Raw genomic sequence first — 21,474 nt, forward strand, 5'->3', positions numbered from 1 at the left:
AAAAGAAACTTAACCTTTTTAAAAAAAGAAGCTGAACATTCTTCAAGTTTAAATATCAAAGAGCATCAGCATGAGGTACGCAGAACTCTTTTGCCAAAGCAACTTTTCTTTTTTGCAGGGTGCATCACATCCCTGGGAATTGATACAGGAGGCTTACAATCTAGGTTATTCAGCACTAGCAATAACTGATGAGTGCTCCCTCTCCGGTATAGTTCGCGCTTATAAGGAACTTGAAAACATCAATCTTTCCCAAGAGAATTCAAAAGACAGAAAAAAACGGGAAACGCCCTTCAAACTTATTTGTGGAAGTTATTTTCGCCTTCAAGATGGCGGAAAGGCCGTTCTACTTGCCCCAAACAAAAGTGCCTATAGTGAACTCTGCCAACTTATCTCCACTTCTCGATTAAGAGCAGAGAAAGGCCAGTATAAAATTTTTCAGGAAGACTTACTTAAAATCTGCAGCGAGACTATTGCAATCTGGTTGCCAGAACCTGAAAAAGTCAGCATACCCGAGCCTATCAAGCAACACTTTGATGGCCGGCTATATATTGCTTACAGCAACCTTTTAAATGCAGATAGTAATAAACTGGCACAGGATCTTGCCCAGCTATCAAAGCAAGAGAACATTCCCCTTGTCGCCACCAATGCCATTTTGATGCACTGTCGCAGCAGAAAGCCCTTACAGGATGTACTCAATGCCAATTTTCACAACTGCACCCTGAATGAACTCGGATACCAACTCCAACAGAATGCTGAGCGCTACTTACGCAGTCTTGAAGATATTGAAAGGCTTTACCCTGAAGAGGCTATCTATAGAACTATAGCTATCGTAGAGCGGTGCAGCTTCTGTCTCAGTGAACTCCGCTATCAATACCCCTCTGAAGTTATCCCAAAAGATAAATCTCCAGCCAGCTATTTACGGGAACTGGTAAAGCTGGGCCGAAAATTTCGCTGGCCTAAAGGACCGGAAGAACGTATTGATATATTGATCGAAAAAGAGCTATCCATGATCGCCGAACTGGAGTATGAGCACTACTTCCTCACAATTTACGATATTGTCCAGTTCGCAAGAGATAAGAATATCCTCTATCAGGGGCGAGGATCTGCCGCTAATTCAGTTGTTTGCTACTGCCTTTTTATTACTGAAATTGACCCACATAAAATCGGCCTTTTGTTTGAACGTTTTATCTCTCGTGAGCGCAATGAGCCACCAGATATCGATGTAGACTTCGAACACGAAAGACGCGAGGAAGTCATCCAGTATATTTACCAAAAATACGGTCGAGACAGGGCCGGTCTTGCCGCCAGTAAGATTACTTACCGTTTTAAAAGTGCCCTTAGGGATATTGGTAAAGCGCTTGGTATAGGTTCTGCCACCATAGAACAACTTATTGCGGAGCGTGCCTGGTGGGACTCACTCGATGAATTCCCAAAACAGATGCAAAAGGTCGGCATAGACCCAAACAGCACCACTGGTAAAAACCTACCTCTGCTATTGCAGCAGATATATGGATTCCCGAGACACCTTTCCCAACACGTAGGAGGCTTCGTTATTACCGAGCAGCCACTTTATCAGCTGGTTCCTATTGAAAATGCTGCAATGGAAGACCGCACCCTGGTGCAGTGGGATAAAGAGGATATTGAAGACTTAAAATTGATGAAGGTAGATGTGCTCGCGTTGGGTATGCTGACCGCCCTGCGCAAATCCCTGAGCTATATTTCCCTCTATGGCCCCAAACTACGTTTGCAGGATATCCCGGCTGAAGATCCGCAAGTGTACGAAATGATATGCCGCGCAGATACCGTCGGGGTTTTTCAAATAGAATCCCGCGCGCAAATGAGTATGTTACCCAGGCTACAACCCTGCAGCTTCTATGAACTCACCATTGAAATCGCCATAGTTCGCCCAGGACCAATCCAGGGTGGCATGGTACACCCCTACCTGAAACGTAAGCAGGGTCTGGAAGCCGTCAGCTACCCCCATGAAAGCTTACGACCAGTATTAGAGCGCACCCTCGGCGTACCGATCTTCCAGGAACAGGTTATCCAGCTCTCCATGGTTGCTGCAGGCTTCAGCGGGGGCGAGGCAGATGAATTGCGCCGCGCTATGGCCAGCTGGGGAAAAAATGGAGATCTCTATAAATTTAAAGACAAGTTGGTTAAAGGTATGCTGGAGAATGGCTATAGGGCTGACTTTGCCGAACAGCTGTTTAACCAAATGAAAGGCTTCGGATCTTATGGCTTCCCCGAGTCACATTCCGCCAGCTTTGCCCTCTTGGCTTATTTTTCTGCCTGGATTAAGTTTCATCACCCAGCTGCTTTTTATTGCGGCCTGCTCAATAGCCAGCCTATGGGGTTTTATGCACCGGCACAGCTTGTTTACGATGCGCAAAGGCATGGAGTAAAGGTGCTGCCTATTGATGTACTTTACAGCTACTGGGATCATCACCTGGAACCTCGAGAGCAATCGAAATTTTTTCATAATAAACCAGACATTATTCACCCATCCCTTCGTTTGGGGATGCGCTTGATTAAGGGCCTGAAGAAAACCGCGGCAAAAGCTATTATCAAGCTTAGGGGAAAGCAAAGGCTGCACTCAATAATTCAGCTTAAACAATGTTACGAACTGGATAATGAACAAATCACCTTTTTGGCAAAAGCCAATGCTTTCCAAAGTTTTGCACAAAATCGTTTTCAAGATAGCTGGCTATCCCTGGGAGATGTACAAGATACTCACCGGGACAATTACCAGACACACTATATAGTAAAAGATGCCACCGATAGCGACTATACCAGCACAGGGCTGAGTTTAAATGAACATCCGATTGCCCAACTGCGTCGGAAGAAGCAATTTGAACACTGTATTCGCGCAAAAGATCTTACCCTTTGTAAAAACGAACAATATATCACTATCGTTGGTATGGTTACCTGCCGACAACGACCGGGAAGTGCCACAGGTATCATTTTTTTAACCTTAGAGGACGAGACAGGAAGCGCCAATATAATTATCCACAAACAGCAACAGGTACTGTATAAAAGAGAGGTTACGCGCGGGAATATTTTAGTGGTAAGCGGGAGGTTACAATTGGTCAAAGACCCTGACAACTTAAACTACCAAACCACTCATCTGATTGGCTATAGGCTTACCTGTCTCAGCTATAAATCCAGCCAGAAAACAAGAAACTTTCACTAAACCCCATTCTTGTGTACATGAGCATTCATGTCTGTATGATTATGTTCTGGGCAAGCACTCAACACTTAAATGAATAATTCACCAAGATTACATGCTGCCGATAAAATAAGACTAACTAAAGTTAGATCCTAGTAGTCCGACAAAATCAGTGGTGCTCCATTCCCCCAAAATCTTGGGCCGCGGACTTGATCCTGTTGTCCCGCCTGCTGAACAAGGTATTTTCCTGCAAGCTCTACAAACACAATTAAGCAAATAGCGCACAAGAATCGCAGAGCAACGCTGACCGACTGATTTACTCTCAGAACTTTATGGCCTTCTAGATTAGCCCCTCCTAAGAGCAGCCCCATAAACAAAAAGAACAGTACCTGAGGTGCAGGCATCACAAAAACCCCACTGAAAAGGGAATAAAAAGATGCCGCACACAAGGCATAAAGTAAGGCTGCCTGAATATCTTTTTTTGTACCATCGCCATCACCCTTAAGCTGCTGATAAGAAGTCCAACACACCCAAAGTATGGCAGCCACCGCCGAAAGCGTAGCAATAGCCCCCCATTCATATAAAAACTGCAGAATGCTATTATGGGGATGCCCAAAAAAATAAACAAAGTCACGGAATGTGTAAGCGCCCACCCCATTACCGAAAAAGATATTCAAAGTTGAAAGTTTGCTTAACAACTCCCACCAAATAGCTAGGCGTCCGGAGGTACTGGTACGGAAAATATGACCCACACTACCCAGCCATTCCAAAATCAGGAAGTACGCCATATAAGCAAAAGCGCATACAATCAAACCATATAGAATTTGACGGCGCCAAGGCTTGAGAAAAACAAACGACAGCAACCCAGTTACAATAATCGACAACAGCAACCCTCTGGCACCGCTAGCAAAGGCCAACAAAAAATTAGCAAATAAGAATAAATACGCCAGACTATAAAACTTTGTTCTTGAAGCAAATATCAGCAGAAGCGGAATAATAAAAATCTGCACCTGATTAAAAAAACGGATATTACCAAAAGAAGAAAATATCATTCCCGCACGCAATGACTCACTTACAAAAACTTCAAACCCAAAATCAAGTAGGCCTTTAAAGACTACCATTCCATGGATGAGCAAATAAATACCCAAAAGCCTTTGAGTTAGACCTGCCTTGGCGATATAAATGCCAACAAAAAAAACCGAGGGCAACATCAACCAGTGGAGCCCCTCTAAAATAGAATGGTATTTATTATCAGAAAAGACTGCGGAGCCAAATATAAAAAAGCAGGAAGCCAGCCAGGGCAGAACCAACCCTCTAAGATTGAGATTCTTGGTGACTCCAACCCTGTACTCTCTAAAAAAAAATAATAGAGTCACGACCCCTATCAATACTATCTGCACAAACCTCTTAAAATTGTAATAACCCGAACCGAGATCCAGTATCAACAGATGGAGAGGATTAATGGTTAGAAAAAACCATAATGAACAAATGGCAATACAAAACCAACCATATTTACTCTCACGATAGAAATCAGTTCCATGCAAGGTAGAACCTGAATCACGAGCAGGTAATATTTTATAAAGCTGTGCCATTATTATTTTTAATGCTATCTGCTATTGCAGAGTAGCCAAGAGCAATAAATTTAGCATTAATAGTAATTTTAAATAAAGATGGGCCACCAAAGTGGCCCATCTTCAATAAAGCAGTCAATCTTTACTGTGTATTAAGATGCATTGCGGCACTCAGAGGGAACGTATTTATGATTATCCGCTTTAACACCGCCGCAGGCCCAAGCTACATTACTAGAACCTGCAGTGGAACTGGGGGTAAGTGTTAAGGCAACACTGTTTGCGGCACTGCCCATAGTTATCGTGATTGCGCCTGATGCATCAACACACTCTAACTTTTCTACATTAGCTGTTCCGCCCGTGAAGGTACGCACACCCGAGCAAAGGTTACCGCCCGTTGTTACACCTCCAGCATTAGCTATATTCTCAGAAACTGTTGCTTTAGCGGCAGATGCCAAGCCGAGGCCTTCAGAAACACGTGCACGCACAGTGTAATCCTGGTAAGCCGGCAGTGCTACCGCCGCCAAAATACCAATGATCGCTACTACGATCATCAATTCAATCAGTGTAAAACCCTGTTGCTTTTTCATTGTAACCGTCTCCATACAGACTTTTAAATAAGGTGAATCCCGTGAGGAAGTCCCGGAACAAGATACAAGGACTGTGCCAAGTTTGGCAAGCTGTAAGGAGAATTAAGAGTTGTCAGTGAGTAACCCATCACTTCCCACTAGATAGTGCGTAGTGCTATAGCATTACCGCTGACAGCAGCTGCCCAGTTATGACAAAATTTGTCATCTTCTGTATGTGTATGTACTTATCAAGGCCTTGCATGATATTCATAGTGATGTTTGGCTCGCGCCCGGTAATTCGCTATATTTTACCTTCCTTCTTTTTATACGCCTGGGTTTACACAGGGCGGGCTATAAACAGGCCCATTCTCAATACTTGGCCCAAGGTAATTTTAGCGGCAGCGTAATCAATGACAACTTCCTCCCTTAGCGGCCTGGCCAAACGTCTGGTCGCAGATCAGGTTCTCGACGAATCGACGGCAACCTCTGCCATAAAAGCCGCGCGCAGGGAAAACCAGACCTTTGCCCAGCATGCCGTGGAGGCCAAGCTGGTCAAGAGCCGCGAGCTGGCCAATATCGCCTCCCAGGCCTTTGGTACCCCCTTGTTTGACCTGGGTGGCTATAACTTCGACCTGATCCCCAAGGATGTTGTCGATGAGAAATTAATCAGCAAGCACTTCGCACTGCCTCTATACAAACGCGGCAATCGCCTGTTTATCGCCGTGGCAGACCCCACCAACCTGGCCGGCCTGGATGAGATAAACTTCAATACCGGCCTAAGCACCGACGCGGTATTGGTTGAGGCGGATAAACTGGCCAAGGCCATTGAAAACTATCTGTCCGACAGCGGTGATATGGGTGCCGGCCTGGAGGGTATGGACGATGAAGAGCTGGATGCTCTGGATGTTGGTGGAGATGAGAAAAGCGAGGCCGATGATAACGACCCCGGCGGAGATGAGGCCCCTGTTGTGCGTTTTGTCAACAAGGTACTGCTCGACGCAATACGATCGGGTGCTTCAGATATCCATTTCGAACCCTATGAAAAATCCTACCGGGTCCGGTTCCGTACTGATGGCGTACTCCACGAGGTAGCCAAACCTCCTATCCAGCTCGCACCCCGCCTCTCAGCCCGCCTGAAAGTAATGTCCAAAATGGATATTTCCGAGCGGCGTATTCCACAGGATGGCCGTATCAAAATGAAGCTGTCCAAAACCAAGGCGATCGATTTCCGGGTTAACAGTTTGCCTACGCTTTGGGGAGAAAAAATCGTTCTGCGTATTCTGGACCCCTCTTCTGCCAAACTGGGAATTGATGCGCTCGGCTATGAAGATGAGCAAAAGCAAATCTATATGGACGCCCTGGCCCAGCCTCAGGGAATGATCTTAGTAACCGGCCCCACAGGTTCAGGGAAGACCGTGTCCCTTTATACTGGCCTTAACATCCTAAATACCGCAGAGCGCAATATATCCACGGCGGAAGATCCAGTGGAGATTAATCTGGAGGGCATCAACCAGGTCAATGTACACCCCAAGGTAGGGCTTAACTTTGCCGAGGCATTGCGATCTTTCCTAAGGCAAGACCCAGATATTGTTATGGTGGGGGAGATTCGGGACTTGGAAACCGCGGAAATTGCAATCAAGGCTGCGCAAACCGGTCATTTGGTGCTCTCCACGCTACATACCAACTCAGCTCCTGAAACCTTGACACGCCTCATGAACATGGGGGTTCCCACTTTTAACATCGCCACTTCTGTCAGTGTAATTATTGCACAGCGATTGGCACGACGTCTGTGTAATGAGTGCAAGAAACCGGTGACATTGCCATCAGAGGTCTTGGAGGCGGAAGGTTTCGCTACGGTTACAATTCCTAAAAGTGAGTGGGCGATTTTCCAGCCCGTTGGTTGCGAGCATTGCTCCAAGGGCTACAAAGGACGCGTTGGCGTGTATGAAGTGGTTCGCATCACCGATGGCATCTCCAGAATTATAATGGAGGGCGGCAATTCGATTCAGATTGCGGACCAGGCCCGCGAAGAGGGCTTTAATAATCTGAGGATATCGGCACTGCGCAAAGTTGTGATGGGGGTCACCAGCCTGGAAGAGGCAAACAGGGTGACCAAAGATTAGTCCTTTACGACTAGTGAAAACCTATTTGTCCTAAACAGCACAGCTCTGGAACCTGAATTTTATTTTGATCAAAATTAGTTCCAGTACCCGAGAATTAGCATCTATTTTCGAAAGAGACATTAGAGCAAGTTAATTAACATACACTACTTCAACTTTTCGGATCTTCGCCTAGTTGAAGCTCTACACTCACTCAAAATAGAGTTAAGAAGTACAAGAAATTTCAGGTTTTTCTGAGATAAGAGATAAAAAGCAGGAAAAGCAAATATGGCCAACGCTACAGCAGTTGCATACATCTACAAAGGAGTGGATAGTAAAGGGGCCAAGGTTCAAGGGGAAATAAATGGCACCAGCCCCGCACTGGTAAAAGCCCAATTACGCAAACAAGGTATTATAGCGAACCGGGTACAAAAAAAACCAAAGCCCCTGTTTGGCGCTGGCAAAAAGAAAGTAAAGCCTGCAGATATCGCTCTATTCACCCGGCAGATGGCCACTATGATGAAGGCCGGGGTTCCATTGGTGCAAAGCTTTGAAATCGTTGCCGATGGCCTGGATAACCAGGGGGTCAAAGAGCTTATTTTCAAACTCCGTGATGATGTGGCTTCGGGCACTGCATTTGCGGAGGCACTGCGTAAACACCCACTCTACTTTGACGATCTTTTTTGTAACTTGGTAGCCTCTGGTGAGCAATCCGGTGCACTGGAAACTATGCTGGATAGGATTGCTACTTACAAAGAGAAGACGGAATCGCTAAAAGCAAAGATCAAGAAGGCGATGACTTACCCCATTGCGGTAATGGTGGTAGCGATTGTAGTCACCTCAATTCTATTGATTAAAGTTGTACCTCAATTTGCAGAGACTTTTTCCAGCTTTGGGGCAGATCTTCCCGCCTTTACCCAGCTGGTAGTAGGCATGTCCGAATGGATGCAAGCCAATTGGTTTTTTGCGCTGCTCGCTGTAGTAATCAGCATCGGTGGCACTATCGAAGCCAAAAAGCGCAACAGAAAAGTGGCTGAGTTCTTCGACCGCCTAATATTGAAATTGCCCATTCTGGGAACAATCACCTATAACTCCATTTCGGCACGTTTTGCGCGTACCCTATCTACTACCTTTGCTGCCGGTGTCCCTCTTATTGATGCCTTAAAGTCTGTGGCTGGTGCTACGGGTAATAGCCTCTATGAGGAGGCAACGCTTAAGATCAGAGACTCTGTAGCTACTGGTATCCCCCTCAATGCGGCACTTCGCTCCTCTGGCCTATATCCGACCATGCTGGTACAAATGGCAGCCATTGGTGAGGAGTCCGGAGCTCTGGACGATATGCTGGGAAAGGCTGCCGACTATTACGAGGAGGCTGTCGACAATATGGTGGACAACCTTACAACTCTTATGGAACCAATGATCATGGCAGTTTTGGGTATTCTGGTTGGCGGCTTGATGATTGCCATGTATCTTCCTATCTTCCAGTTAGGTCAAGTAGTATAAGAAAGAATACGATGCTCGAAACGTTAGCTTCATACCCAGCGCTGCTCCTAAGCAGCGCTTTTATTTTGGGCCTACTTATAGGCAGTTTCCTCAATGTCGTTATTCTGCGCCTGCCAGTAATGATGGAGCGCGAATACAAGCGGGATTTTTACAGCTACTTTGACACAAAGCCTGACAAAGCCGAGCAAGAGGAGCTGAATAAACCGTTCAATCTGGTGTTGCCCCACTCCCATTGCCCCAAGTGCAAAACCGAAATCAAACCCTGGCAGAATGTACCGATAATCAGTTTCTTATTTCTACGCGGTAAATGCGGCTCCTGTGGCACAGCGATTTCCAGACGCTACCCCACGGTGGAACTGATCACAGGGATTCTCACCGCAGTAGTTGTGTGGCAACTGGGCTTTACCTGGCAGGCACTGGCTGGCTGTGTGTTTACCTGGGTTTTGATCGCTCTCACCGGCATAGACTTTGATAAACAGCTACTGCCTGACAACCTTACCCTGCCGTTACTCTGGGGGGGACTGTTCATCAACCTGTGGGGGGTATTTGCCCCCCTGCAAGACGCCGTGATCGGTGCAATTGCTGGCTACCTGTCACTGTGGCTTGTATTCCATATCTTTAAGCTGGTCACCGGCAAAGAGGGTATGGGAGCTGGGGATTTCAAGATACTCGCCGCTATCGGGGCATGGTTTGGCTGGCAGATATTACCATTGGTGGTAGTACTCTCTGCCGCAGTAGGCGCTATTGCAGGTATTGCTTGGAGCCTGGCCAAAGGGCGAGACCATAGACTACCAATCGCCTTTGGCCCCTATTTGGCTGGAGCGGGCTGGATTGCCATGTTATGGGGAGATCAGATCATCGGTTGGTATTTGAACTTTTCGGGGCTCGCAAACTGAAAACTCTTCTCAGTTAGCTCTAGCAGAGTAAGTGATTTAACATAAACCCGGCCCGGCATTGGCCGGGTTTCTTGTTTATAACCCCAGTTTTTTAGTTCAAGGAGGCAACATATTGTTCCAGGTAGGCTTAACTGGTGGTATTGGCAGTGGAAAATCTGCCGCCGCTGAGTGCTTTCGTGAGCTGGGCATCCATGTGGTAGATGCGGACTGGGCTGCCAGGGTAGTCGTACAGCCCGGCAAGCCGGCACTAGAGAAAATTGCCCAGCATTTCGGCGCTGGGATTTTACTTGAGAATGGCGAACTGAACCGAGCGCAGCTGCGCAGCCTGATTTTTGAGGATACTGAAGAGAGAGCCTGGCTGGAGGGCCTGCTACATCCTCTGATACGGGAGGAGATCCTCAGCTCCCTGGAACAAAGCCCAAGCCAGTATGCGATACTGGAATCGCCCCTTTTAATTGAATCCGGCCAGTACCAGCTGGTGGACAGGATTTGTGTGGTGGATCTGCCAGAGAACTTGCAGGTAGAAAGGGCCACTGCAAGGGATAACAATCACGAAGAGCAGATTCGCAAAATCATGGCGGCACAACTGGGCAGACAGGAACGACTGGATAAAGCCGATGATGTGCTGGACAATTCTGCCGGCCTGGCGGAGCTGCGCGGCCAAGTTGAATTACTGCATCAAAAGTACTTACAAATGGCGGCCACCACTAAACACAACTGAATTAGTAATACTCCAAGTTAATATGTCCAAAAGTAAAGAAACCCCAACCTTAAGCTGCCCCACCTGTAAAAAGCCTGTGGAGTGGAATGATAAGTTTCCATTTAAGCCTTTTTGCAGTGAACGCTGTAAGCTGATTGACTTGGGCGAATGGGCCAGCGAAGGGCATAAGATTCCAGGTGAATCTATTTATGATGACGTTCTAAGTGACGACCTGGACCCGACCAAGCAGCGCCGCAACTAAGTTTTGGGCCTAACTGGCCCGAGCTGATTTATTTGCTGACCTTTAAGAGAATGGCGCAGCGGTTTTAATCGCCTCAATAATCGCCTGGTTGGCATCGGGAAACTGAAAGTTATCCAACTCCTGAACGGCTACCCAGGCAGTCTCTTGCCCTTCCTGACCCATAGCCTCCCCGGTAAACGCCGTTACCTGCCAGGTATCCAGCAAGACTGTTTTTTCTGGATATTCGTGGCGAATTTCCACCAGAGGAACCAGTTCAGTTATCTCGATTGCCACTTCCTCACGCAGCTCGCGGGAGAGCGCCTGCTGCACACTCTCCCCTTCCTCCACCTTGCCACCGGGAAACTCCCAGCGCCCGCCCATATGCAAGTGGTCCGGGCGGCGGGCAATCAGGATTTTGCCATCATCACGAGATACAACCCCAACAGCAACATGAATAACACTGGTCACTACAACTTCCTCAGGTACGGTACTCGGCGTTGATGGTGACATACTCGTGGGAGAAGTCACAGGTCCAGACATGCTCACTACAGTTGCCACGGCCCAATTCTATTCGAATAGTAAATTCAGGCTTGGAAAATACCTGTTCACCCTGCTCTTCAAGATAATTTACTGAGCGCCCTCCGGCTTCCACCACCTGTACCTGATCCAGGTATATATTGACCTTGGTGGTATCCAGGCTTCCCGGGATTGCATTACCAATCGCCATCACCAGGCGCCCCCAATTGGGATCTGAGGCATAGAGCGCGGTTTTTACCAGGGGGGATTCGCCAACTTCAAAAGCAACACGCAATGCCTCTGCGCTACTCGCAGCACCCTCCACCTGTACAGTGACAAACTTGGTTGCACCTTCACCGTCTTTAACAACCGCCTTCGCCAGCTCTATATGCAGCTGGGTAATGGCCCCCATCAGCGCGGAATAAGCCCGATCTTCGCTGTTTTCAATCTGGCTGCCAGTCGCTCCTGTAGCAATAAGCACACAGGCATCATTAGTTGAGGTATCCCCATCCACACTGACCCTGTTAAAAGAAGCATTCACCGCTTCCTTAACCATCTTATCAAGCAGTGGCTGCGCAACATGCGCATCTGTAGCGACATAAGCCAACATAGTCGCCATATTTGGCTGGATCATGCCGGAGCCTTTGGCGATACCGACGACAGTAATCTCTTCGCCACCAATCTCCAGGGTTCGGCTCGCTGTTTTTGGGTGAGTGTCCGTGGTCATAATGGCCTTCGCAGCACCGTCCCATCCACTATCTGACAGCTGCTCGGCAGCACGGGGAATCGCATCCAGCAAACGCTGGAGCGGCAGATGTTCACCAATCACACCAGTACTGAATGGCAACACTTGCTCAGCACGCATATTGATCGCCCTGGCCACAGCCTCACAGCAGGCCTGGGCATCACTAAGCCCTCGACTCCCGGTGGCCGCATTGGCATTGCCCGCATTGATCAGCAAAGCGCGCACGTTTCCTTTGGAAATATGTTCCTTCGCCACAACCACAGGCGCTGCGCAGAAAGAGTTCTGGGTAAAAGTGGCTGAAACCGAGGCCTCTTTAGAGATTTCGATCAAAAGCAAATCGTCACGCTGCCAGTCCTTTATTCGGGCTGGAACACTGGCGAGGCGGACCCCTTTAACTGGGGGGAGTAATGGGCTAGACATAACAGTAAGACTTTTGCGCCAACTGGGAGCAAGCGCTCTCGGAGGCCAGTAGTGATTAAAAGAGCGTCATTATTAAAGCGTAACGAAGATTGGGCAAGATGAATTCAGGGCTTAATGCGGATTAAAAGTATCTAGCCGCAGAATATTTTGAAAAGAGATAAAAAAGACCCCACTCATGGCGGGGTCTTTGCGGGCTAAATGCCTCTATCTACGCGCTAAAACTCGTCCAAGACGTTAGCTTTGCGGAGAGGAAGCCAGCTTGCCGTGGCACTGCTTGTATTTCTTACCGGAACCACAGGGGCAAGGATCGTTACGGCCTACTTTTGGCCCGCGACGCTCAGGCACAGACGCTGCCTGTGGCTGTGGTTCGCTCTCGGGCAAGGCGGAAGCCGCGGCATGCTGCAAGTCCAGTTGTTGCTTGCGCTGCTCTTCCAGGCGCTGCTGCTCCAATTCATCCATTTGCTCGCGGGTCATCGGCTCTACATGGGCGAGGATTCGCACCACTTCGTGCTTGAGGTTTTCCAGCATGCTCTGGAACAGGTGGAAGGACTCACGCTTGAATTCCTGCTTGGGGTTCTTGTTGGCATACGCACGCAGACCGATGCCAGCCCTCAGGTGGTCCATGCTGGAGAGGTGCTCTTTCCACAGCTGGTCCAGCACCTGTAACATAATCTGACGCTCGACTGTCGGCATCAAATTTTCATCACCAGAGGATTCACTGATACGCGTGACCTTGGTTGCATAGGCTTCCTGGGCTGAAGCAATCACTTTCTCACGCAAGCTCTCCTCATGCAGAGTACGGTCTTCATCCAGCCACTGCTGTACCGGCAACTCGATACCCAGCTCCCCCGCCAGCTGTTTCTCCAGTGCAGGAATATCCCACTGCTCTTCAACACTCTGCGGGGGCACCGAGGCAGAAATGATTTCATTGACAACATCTTCACGAATCGCACCAATGGTGTCACTAATCTGGTCCGCCTCCAGCAACTCATTACGCTGACTGTAAATGACCTGGCGCTGGTCATTGGCCACATCATCGTATTCCAGCAACTGCTTGCGGATATCGAAGTTGCGACCTTCAACGCGACGCTGGGCCTTTTCGATAGCGTTGGAAACCATGCGATGCTCAATAGCCTCACCGCGCTCCATACCCAGCATCTGCATAAAGTTTTTCACCCGGTCAGAGGCGAAAATACGCATCAGATTATCTTCAAGAGACAGGTAGAAACGGGTTACACCCGGGTCACCTTGACGCCCGGCACGACCGCGCAACTGGTTATCGATACGACGGGATTCATGGCGCTCGGTACCGATAATATGTAAGCCACCGGCTTCGATTACCTGGTCATGACGCTTCTGCCAATTTTCTTTTACTGCAGCAATCTCATTCTCTGCCAGCTCACGGCCCTTCTCTTTAGCCTGTTCCGCAGCTTCGGCTTCCCAGTTCCCCCCCAGGACAATATCAGTACCACGACCGGCCATATTTGTGGCAATCGTAACTGCACCAGGGCGGCCAGCCTGGGCAATAATCTGCGCTTCGCGCTCATGGTATTTTGCGTTCAGGACCTGGTGCTGGATACCGGCCTTTTGCAGCATGCGGGACATTTCTTCAGAGGTTTCGATAGACGCTGTACCGACAAGGATCGGCGCCTGCTTTTCACGGCAGAACTTCACATCCTCAATGATCGCATCCATCTTCTCTTCTTTGCTCAGGTAGACCAAATCGTTGAGGTCTTCCCGCTGGATATCTTTGTTGGTAGGGATTACTACCACATCCAGACCGTAAATCTGCTGGAATTCGAAGGCTTCGGTATCGGCAGTACCGGTCATACCGGAAAGCTTTGGATAAAAGCGGAATAAATTCTGGAAAGTTGTAGAGGCCAGAGTTTGGCTCTCACTTTGGATCTGAACGTTTTCCTTCGCTTCCAACGCCTGGTGTAAACCTTCAGACAAACGACGGCCTGGCATGGTACGGCCAGTATGCTCATCAATCAGCACCACCTGGCCATTCTGCACGATGTAATCCACATCTTTATTAAACAGTACATGCGCACGCAGAGCCGCGTGAACATGATGCAGCAAACCCAGGTTACCGGGCGCATAGAGGGACTGATCTTCTTTCATCAGGCCACTGCGGGACAGTAACTCTTCGATCAGCAAATGGCCCTGTTCAGTCAACTCTACCTGGCGAGTCTTCTCGTCTACCGTGTAGTGACCTTCCCCCCCCTCTTCCGCACGCTCAAGCTGAGGAACCAGCTTGTTCATGGCCATATAAAGATGGGAGGAATCCTCCGCGGCACCGGAGATAATCAGCGGCGTACGCGCCTCGTCGATGAGGATCGAGTCTACCTCGTCGACAATCGCAAAGTTTTGCGGGCGCTGGGTGCGATCCTCTTTACGCAACACCATATTGTCACGCAGGTAATCGAATCCGAATTCATTATTGGTGCCGTAAGTAATGTCAGCCTGATATGCAGCTTTCTTATCATCCGGGTGCTGCTGGGAGACAATGACACCCACGCTCATGCCCAGGAATTCGAAGACAGGGCGCATCCAGTTGGCATCCCGGGATGCCAGGTAGTCGTTTACCGTAACAATATGCACACCCTTGCCTTCCAGTGCATTCAGGTAAGCTGGCAGGGTCGCTACCAGTGTCTTACCTTCACCGGTACGCATCTCTGCGATACGGCCTTCATGGAGAGTCATACCACCAATCATCTGCACATCAAAATGACGCATACTCAAGGTGCGACGGCCGGCCTCACGCACCGCAGCGAAAGCCTCCGGTAACAGCTGGTCCAGTGTTTCCCCATCCGCTATGCGCTTTTTAAATTCATCTGTTTTGGCGCGAAGGGCCGTGTCATCAAGCTTCTGGAAATCCTCTTCCAATGCATTGATCTTTTCCACGATCCGTCGCATACGCTTCAGCTCGCGGTCATTTTTTGAACCAAAGACCGATTTAATCAGTTTGCCAATCATTATCTAGAAACCACTTATCTTATGTGCGCTGTCGGCGCCAATTCTGGGCAGATTGTTGCACCGACACTCCTTTATGCGTGGGGTGCAAGTAAACAGGAAGGCGCAACCGCTGGCAACTCTTATGCCAAGCTGCCGGCAATTACGCGTAAAGGAAGAATAGTTGTTATCTGCCTGTGCGGCGGATGTAGCTGGCCGGGTCGACCGTGCGATTATTCTTAAAGATTTCGAAGTGAACATGTGGGCCGGTAGAGCGACCGCTAGAGCCCATCTGGGCAATAACCTGCCCTTTTTTTACCACATCACCGAGGCCAACCTTAAGCTCGCTATTATGGCCATAGCGGGTTGAATAACCATTGCCGTGATTTATTTCTACCAACTGGCCATAGCCATGGCGCTCATCTGCCCAAGTCACCACACCAGCAGCGACGGAAACCACATCGGAGCCCATCTTGCCAGCAAAATCAACACCCTTATGCCAAGTACGGCGCCCAGTGAATGGGTCGGTACGATACCCATAACGGGAAGACATCCAACCCTTGGTGATCGGACGTCCGGCAATAAACTGCTCGTCCTCAAGCTTCAGGTTGGCCATCAGGGACTCAAGGGTATTGAGCTGCATCTGGCGATCGTCAACCTGATGCGACAGATCACCAATGACATCGATAAATTCAGGGGGCTGATAGGGAAGTTCAGAAGCGCCAGCAATGCCCGGATCTTCAGGTCCACCTATAGCAGGCGCCGCGCTGAACTCGAACTCACCTTCATCGAGATTGGCGGCCGCAGTGAGTCGCTCACCGAGGGCATCCAGGCGGGTAAGGCGGGCCTGCAGCTCAGCCAGCTTCACCGTTAAGGCCACCAGCTGTTCACGTGCCTCCTGATCAGCCTCCGCAATCTCTTCCTGCTGCTTGCGCAGAGCGCGCTCCCAAGCTTTAGCAGTGCGCGCATCAAACAGGTCTGTTTTAGCCACAGGCAGGTTTGCACCGAGAAAAAAAGCACCTACCGGAAGGCCGAGCAGGCACAAGCTCAGTAGAGCTTTGCTCAGGCCACCGAAATTGAAACTGCGGGTTGCACCGCGCTCATTGACCAGGATTACTTTCATAGTAAGCGGAAGAAGTTCGACATATTCTAATTTTGATCACCACTGATATGAGACGTTATCTGTACGCTACACCTCATGCCAATCATCTGGCGACTTCAATTAACCCAAGGATACCAGAATTGCCAATAGCTTCTCTGTGAATCAGGCACGTAAAAAAGCCGGCAATGTCGTGCCGGCTTTTCGCGAGAGGATCATACTGCCAGTATTGGCTTTATGTAGGAGATAGGAGCCTCCTGCTCACCCTCAAAGGTCACCATTTCCCAGGCATCCTTCTGGGTCATCAGGTGGCGTAGGGACTTATTATTCAATGAGTGGCCAGATTTGAATGCCTTGAACTCACCAATCAGGCTGGTGCCCAACAGGTACAGATCACCAATAGCATCGAGAATTTTGTGTTTCACAAATTCGTCTTCGTATCGTAACCCACCCTCATTCAGAATACGGTACTGGTCGATCACAATAGCATTATCCACTGATCCACCCTGGACCAATCCTTTGGAACGCAGGTATTCAATTTCGTGCATAAAACCAAAAGTGCGTGCCCGGCTCACTTCTTTAACAAAAGAAGTGCTGGAAAAATCTACAGAAGACGTCAGGTTACGCCCCTGGAATACCGGGTGATCAAAGTCGATCGTAAAGGACACTTTGAAGCCGTCAAATGGCAGAAAGCTGGCAACTTTGTCGCCCTCTTCAACTGTAATTGGCTTCTTGATACGCAGGAATTTCTTCGGCGCGGACTGCTCCTGAATACCTGCGGACTGAATCAGAAATACAAACGGGCCTGCACTACCATCCATAATCGGCACTTCCTGGGCAGACAACTCAACAACCGCATTATCGATGCCGAGTCCAGCCATGGCCGAGAGAAGGTGCTCAACGGTAGCAATACGTACATCACCCTTTACCAGGGTAGTGGAAAGGAGGGTATCCCCAACATTCTCTGCACGGGCCTCTATTTCAACCACCGGGTCCAAGTCGGTTCTACGGAACACGATGCCGGTGTCTACGGGCGCTGGTTTAAGGGTTAGGACAACCTTTTTACCAGTGTGCAGACCTACGCCAGTGGCGCGAATAGCATTCTTAAGCGTGCGCTGTTTGATCATGAAACTATCTTTTCCCAGTCGGTGGTCTACGCCTAATGCGCAGCAAGCCGCCGATATTAGCATAATTGCGACGCCAATACCAATTATGAGGGGGTGGTCACTACAACATCCGCCACCTACCTTAAAGGATAGCTCAAGCAAAGATTGGAGCGCCACATCCTAGTCGCTAAGACAGCATTCTAAGATCTCAAACTCCATGAGCACTGTAAAAAATTGTTAATTATCTTATTTTTTTCGACCTGCCAGTCTAAAAGATTCCCAAGGAAGCCTTATTTAAAAAACTGCTTACACTAAAATCCGAGCAAACTCAGGGTGAGCCGCACCACAGAAGCGACACCCGATCCGGGAATCGGGCGGACATGAGCGGTGTACTGCCACTGTGGTGCCGACACTTAATCTGCCTGGCGGCGGAGGAAGGCTGGAATATCCAGGTACTCCATATCCGCATCAGCAGGATTCAGTGCAGGTGCTGGTCGCTTGGGACGCTCAACCTCTACACGGGGGCGAGGGTCAGTAGCTTCACGGGACACCAGACCAGCTGCGCCATGGCTCTCTCGCATATCGCGGGACTCACGAGGCTCACGCACCTCTCGCGCATCTGCGCGGCGAGCGTTGTCCACCACCTTAGCAGGGCGAACTGCCGGGGTACCCTCCCCCAAACCTGCTGCCACAACGGTTACTCGCATCTCGTCTCCGAGCTTGTCATCCACCGCGGTGCCGATCACAACAGTAGCTTCGTCGGAAGCGATTTCCTGAACAATCTCACCAACCTCTGAGTACTCACCCAGAGTCAGCTCCTGACAGCCGGCTTCTTCGCTGCCGGTAATAATATTCACCAGGATACCGCGGGCACCGGACAGGTTCACGTTATCCAGTAATGGGCTGCGCACAGCTTTTTCCGCTGCCTCTCGGGCACGGTTTTCACCGATAGCGGAACCGGAGCCCATCATCGCCATGCCCATCTCAGACATAACTGTGCGCACATCGGCAAAGTCCACGTTCATAATACCGGGGCGGATCATCAGATCAGCAATACCCTGTACCGCACCAAGTAAAACATTGTCAGCCTCTTTGTAGGCAGACTTCATAGTGATCTTGCTGCCCAATACTTCCAGCAAGCGATCATTAGGGATGGTAATCAGTGAGTCGACTTTATCGCGCAGTTCAAGAATACCTTCCTCGGCAACTACAGTGCGCTTACGCCCTTCAATTTTAAAGGGGCGGGTAACAACTGCGACGGTGAGAATACCTAATTCTTTTGCAATTTCAGCAACAATTGGGGCACCACCAGTACCAGTACCACCGCCCATACCTGCGGTGATAAATACCATATCTGCACCTGTCAGAACCTCAGCGATGCGATCGCGATCTTCCAGTGCTGACTGACGGCCAATATCGGGATTGGCTCCAGCACCCAAGCCGCGGGTAATGGTGTTGCCAAGCTGCAGGATTGTTTGCGCCTGAATATCTTTCAGTGCTTGGGCGTCAGTGTTTGCGCAGATAAAGTCCACACCCTCCACGTCGTTGGCCATCATATGCTTAACAGCATTGCCGCCACCGCCGCCGACCCCTATTACCTTGATGACAGGTTTATCCTGTACGCTATCAACTAGCTCGAACATCGCTGTTCCCCTTTCTTGCTCATGTCGAATTTTACAGCCACGCCTAAAAAAAATCCCTTATGGGACGGCTAATTCTGGTTGCACGCTATTACAAATTACCGCGAAACCAGTGCTTTACTTTATCCCACCACGGATTATCGTTACGCGCAGGCTGCATTCTGCCCTCTGCAGCCTCTTCCTGCTGCATCGCATACATCAATAATCCAACTCCAGTGGAGTAAATTGGATTGCTCACAATATCAGTCAATCCAGAAATTCCCTGAGGTACTGCAAGCCTCACCGGCATATGAAAAATTTCCTCAGCCAGCTCAACTGCACCCTCCATTTTTGAAGAGCCTCCAGTCAAAACTACACCTGCTGCGCACAGGTCCTCAAAACCACTGCGACGTAATTCTGCTTGAACCAAAGTAAACAGTTCGTCGTAACGCGGTTCAACGACTTCAGCCAACGCCTGCCGAGACAAATCCCTGGGCGCTCTATCCCCAACGCTCGGCACCTTGATGGTCTCACCTTCCCGCGCAAGCTTTGCCAGGGCGCAGGCATATTTAATTTTCAGATCTTCTGCATGCGGTGTCGGAGTACGTAAGGCCATAGCAATATCATTGGTGACCTGATCTCCCGCAATGGGAATGACACCCGTATGGCGAATCGAGCCACCGGTAAAGACTGCAATATCAGTGGTGCCACCACCGATATCCACCATGCACACTCCCAGCTCTTTTTCATCTTCAGTCAGTACGGCATAACTGGAGGCCAATTGCTCCAAAATGACATCCTCAACCTCAAGGCCACAGCGACGGATACATTTCTCAATATTTTGAGCCGCATTAACAGCACCGCTGACAAGATGTACTTTCGCTTCCAGTCGCACGCCAGACATACCCAGCGGCTCCTTCACTCCTTCCTGGTTATCAATCAGGTACTCCTGAGGCAGTGTATGTAGAATTTTCTGGTCAGCAGGAATAGCCACTGCCCGAGCCGCATCAATTACCCTATCGAGATCCTGCTGGGTTACTTCCCGGTCTTTAATGGCAACAATACCGTGGGAATTGAGACTGCGAATATGGCTGCCGGCAATCCCGGCATAAACTGAGTGAATCTCGCAACCAGCCATTAACTCTGCTTCTTCTACTGCGCGTTGAATGGACTGCACCGTTGACTCAATATTGACTACTACACCCTTTTTCATTCCGGTGGAACGGTGGGAGCCTATACCGACAATATTTAGTTCACCATTCGCCGAGACCTCACCGACAATGGCGACTACTTTAGATGTGCCGATATCCAGTCCTACAATCATGCGCTGATCGGATACTTGTGTCATTTTTGTTCCAACCTCGCTCGGCTGCGTCCAGGGTCTGTTTATTCATTCCACCTGGATACAAGCCTCGCCTTTAAACTTTACTTTCAACAGCAGCTCTCGCTGCATCCCTGTTTACTTTTCTTCGTTCTTCCACTGAACCGCAACCGCGTTACCATAACGGGTATCCACCCCCGCTATCTTATGTAAATGCGGCGCGAGCAAGCCACGACTCAGGAAAAGGAAGCGGTTAACCCGCTCCAGTAACGCATCATGCCCGAGTTTTAATTCAATTCCCGACACTAACTCCAGGTGCCAGCCGCCAAGGTCATCAAATGACAAGCGTTTTACTTCCATATCCCGCGTAGTTAAAAGACCCGCGAGAGCCTGGTATTGAGACATAATTTGTCCAACCAGCTCTTCGTCCCCAGCAAGTTCAGGTAATGCACCGAGACGCATATGCGCTGGGCGCGGTAGTAAAGCTCCACTAGCTACCAGTAAGTGCGCTTTACCCCAAACTGCTAATGGCTGAGCCTCTGCCACCTCAACCACAACACCCTTAGGCCAATGACGGCTAATCGACACCGAAGTAATCCAGGGATTGGCCATTATCGCAGAGCGCATCGCCCGAATATCTGCGGAAAAAAAACCAGCCTGGAGATAGGGCAACAAAATTTCTTTTAATTGCTCCTCAGGCACCGCATTAAAAGTGCCACGAACCTCAACCTGCTCCAGTGTATCCACTTCACTCAGCTGGATTGCTGGTAGGCGCTGCCATAACCACAATCCTCCACTGCCAAGCCCAATAACCAAGCCTGCCACCAGTAATAACAGCAACCAGGGACGCCAGTTAATTCTGCCTGTGCTGCCGTCGCCCCCCATGGGGCTAGCTCCGCGAATAGGCTTATCTTTCTTTCGCGTTAGCTTTTTTTTTGCAGACTTCAC

The 21,474-nt window shown here is 49.3% G+C and carries 16 protein-coding genes; 6 read left to right on the forward strand and 10 right to left on the reverse strand.

What is annotated here, in order from left to right; all coding sequences use genetic code 11:
• The first annotated feature begins 70 nt into the window (after window positions 1-70).
• Window positions 71-3,193: an error-prone DNA polymerase gene (locus ACJJJB_RS13960; RefSeq protein ID WP_444946276.1), complete on the forward strand. Its 3,123-nt coding sequence runs from the start codon at window positions 71-73 to the stop codon at window positions 3,191-3,193.
• Between the two features lie 128 nt (window positions 3,194-3,321).
• Here ACJJJB_RS13960 and ACJJJB_RS13965 read toward each other — a convergent pair whose 3' ends face one another.
• Both ACJJJB_RS13965 and ACJJJB_RS13970 read right to left on the reverse strand, forming a co-directional pair.
• Complete coding sequence (locus ACJJJB_RS13965) at window positions 3,322-4,761, reverse strand: O-antigen ligase family protein (protein WP_444946275.1); 1,440 nt, start codon at window positions 4,759-4,761, stop codon at window positions 3,322-3,324.
• A gap of 131 nt (window positions 4,762-4,892) precedes the next feature.
• A complete protein-coding gene (locus ACJJJB_RS13970; protein WP_444946274.1) occupies window positions 4,893-5,327 on the reverse strand; it encodes a pilin in 435 nt (144 codons plus the stop codon).
• A 389-nt stretch (window positions 5,328-5,716) separates the two neighbouring features.
• On the opposite strand from ACJJJB_RS13970, the gene pilB reads away from it, so the two are divergent.
• The 5 genes from pilB (at window position 5,717) to yacG (ending at window position 10,766) form a co-directional block, all read left to right on the forward strand.
• Window positions 5,717-7,429, forward strand: coding sequence for a type IV-A pilus assembly ATPase PilB (pilB, locus tag ACJJJB_RS13975; protein ID WP_020412639.1), 1,713 nt, complete (start codon window positions 5,717-5,719; stop codon window positions 7,427-7,429).
• A 264-nt stretch (window positions 7,430-7,693) separates the two neighbouring features.
• Entirely contained in the window at window positions 7,694-8,908 is a 1,215-nt protein-coding gene (locus ACJJJB_RS13980; protein ID WP_020412638.1) for a type II secretion system F family protein, read from the forward strand.
• A gap of 11 nt (window positions 8,909-8,919) precedes the next feature.
• Window positions 8,920-9,804 carry a prepilin peptidase gene (locus tag ACJJJB_RS13985; RefSeq protein ID WP_444946273.1) on the forward strand — a complete coding sequence of 295 codons (885 nt, stop codon included), beginning with the start codon at window positions 8,920-8,922 and terminating at the stop codon, window positions 9,802-9,804.
• A 112-nt stretch (window positions 9,805-9,916) separates the two neighbouring features.
• Complete coding sequence (gene coaE / locus ACJJJB_RS13990; protein ID WP_444946272.1) at window positions 9,917-10,525, forward strand: dephospho-CoA kinase; 609 nt, start codon at window positions 9,917-9,919, stop codon at window positions 10,523-10,525.
• Between the two features lie 22 nt (window positions 10,526-10,547).
• Entirely contained in the window at window positions 10,548-10,766 is a 219-nt protein-coding gene (gene yacG / locus ACJJJB_RS13995; RefSeq protein WP_020412635.1) for a DNA gyrase inhibitor YacG, read from the forward strand.
• A gap of 42 nt (window positions 10,767-10,808) precedes the next feature.
• On the opposite strand, the gene mutT is transcribed toward yacG, so the two are convergent.
• The 8 genes from mutT to ACJJJB_RS14035 form a co-directional block, all read right to left on the reverse strand.
• A complete protein-coding gene (mutT, locus tag ACJJJB_RS14000) occupies window positions 10,809-11,213 on the reverse strand; it encodes an 8-oxo-dGTP diphosphatase MutT (protein WP_353376037.1) in 405 nt (134 codons plus the stop codon).
• A 10-nt stretch (window positions 11,214-11,223) separates the two neighbouring features.
• Window positions 11,224-12,426 carry a bifunctional glutamate N-acetyltransferase/amino-acid acetyltransferase ArgJ gene (argJ, locus tag ACJJJB_RS14005; protein ID WP_444946271.1) on the reverse strand — a complete coding sequence of 401 codons (1,203 nt, stop codon included), beginning with the start codon at window positions 12,424-12,426 and terminating at the stop codon, window positions 11,224-11,226.
• Window positions 12,427-12,660: 234 nt separating this feature from the next.
• Window positions 12,661-15,405 carry a preprotein translocase subunit SecA gene (secA, locus tag ACJJJB_RS14010; protein WP_020412632.1) on the reverse strand — a complete coding sequence of 915 codons (2,745 nt, stop codon included), beginning with the start codon at window positions 15,403-15,405 and terminating at the stop codon, window positions 12,661-12,663.
• 163 nt (window positions 15,406-15,568) lie between these two features.
• Entirely contained in the window at window positions 15,569-16,504 is a 936-nt protein-coding gene (locus tag ACJJJB_RS14015; RefSeq protein WP_020412631.1) for a M23 family metallopeptidase, read from the reverse strand.
• A 191-nt stretch (window positions 16,505-16,695) separates the two neighbouring features.
• The gene (gene lpxC, locus ACJJJB_RS14020) at window positions 16,696-17,607 is read right to left on the reverse strand and encodes a UDP-3-O-acyl-N-acetylglucosamine deacetylase (RefSeq protein ID WP_020412630.1); all 912 of its coding nucleotides are present in this window, start codon (window positions 17,605-17,607) and stop codon (window positions 16,696-16,698) included.
• A gap of 392 nt (window positions 17,608-17,999) precedes the next feature.
• Window positions 18,000-19,229, reverse strand: a complete 1,230-nt coding sequence (ftsZ, locus tag ACJJJB_RS14025) for a cell division protein FtsZ (RefSeq protein ID WP_020412629.1) — start codon at window positions 19,227-19,229, stop codon at window positions 18,000-18,002.
• 88 nt (window positions 19,230-19,317) lie between these two features.
• On the reverse strand, window positions 19,318-20,553 hold the full coding sequence (gene ftsA, locus ACJJJB_RS14030) for a cell division protein FtsA (protein WP_020412628.1): 1,236 nt from the start codon (window positions 20,551-20,553) through the stop codon (window positions 19,318-19,320).
• A gap of 111 nt (window positions 20,554-20,664) precedes the next feature.
• On the reverse strand, window positions 20,665-21,474 hold the full coding sequence (locus ACJJJB_RS14035; protein WP_444946269.1) for a cell division protein FtsQ/DivIB: 810 nt from the start codon (window positions 21,472-21,474) through the stop codon (window positions 20,665-20,667).

The sequence above is a fragment of the Microbulbifer variabilis genome (assembly GCF_052468405.1).

Bases quoted from the DNA above. Each gene is read 5' to 3' on its own strand.
- ACJJJB_RS13960 (WP_444946276.1), top strand. From the start codon at position 71: ATGAGGTACGCAGAACTCTTTTGCCAAAGCAACTTTTCTTTTTTGCAG.
- pilB (WP_020412639.1), top strand. From the start codon at position 5,717: ATGACAACTTCCTCCCTTAGCGGCCTGGCCAAACGTCTGGTCGCAGAT.
- secA (WP_020412632.1), bottom strand. From the start codon at position 15,405: ATGATTGGCAAACTGATTAAATCGGTCTTTGGTTCAAAAAATGACCGC.
- lpxC (WP_020412630.1), bottom strand. From the start codon at position 17,607: ATGATCAAACAGCGCACGCTTAAGAATGCTATTCGCGCCACTGGCGTA.
- ACJJJB_RS13965 (WP_444946275.1), bottom strand. From the start codon at position 4,761: ATGGCACAGCTTTATAAAATATTACCTGCTCGTGATTCAGGTTCTACC.
- yacG (WP_020412635.1), top strand. From the start codon at position 10,548: ATGTCCAAAAGTAAAGAAACCCCAACCTTAAGCTGCCCCACCTGTAAA.
- ftsZ (WP_020412629.1), bottom strand. From the start codon at position 19,229: ATGTTCGAGCTAGTTGATAGCGTACAGGATAAACCTGTCATCAAGGTA.
- ACJJJB_RS14015 (WP_020412631.1), bottom strand. From the start codon at position 16,504: ATGAAAGTAATCCTGGTCAATGAGCGCGGTGCAACCCGCAGTTTCAAT.
- ftsA (WP_020412628.1), bottom strand. From the start codon at position 20,553: ATGACACAAGTATCCGATCAGCGCATGATTGTAGGACTGGATATCGGC.
- ACJJJB_RS13985 (WP_444946273.1), top strand. From the start codon at position 8,920: ATGCTCGAAACGTTAGCTTCATACCCAGCGCTGCTCCTAAGCAGCGCT.
- argJ (WP_444946271.1), bottom strand. From the start codon at position 12,426: ATGTCTAGCCCATTACTCCCCCCAGTTAAAGGGGTCCGCCTCGCCAGT.
- ACJJJB_RS13970 (WP_444946274.1), bottom strand. From the start codon at position 5,327: ATGAAAAAGCAACAGGGTTTTACACTGATTGAATTGATGATCGTAGTA.
- ACJJJB_RS13980 (WP_020412638.1), top strand. From the start codon at position 7,694: ATGGCCAACGCTACAGCAGTTGCATACATCTACAAAGGAGTGGATAGT.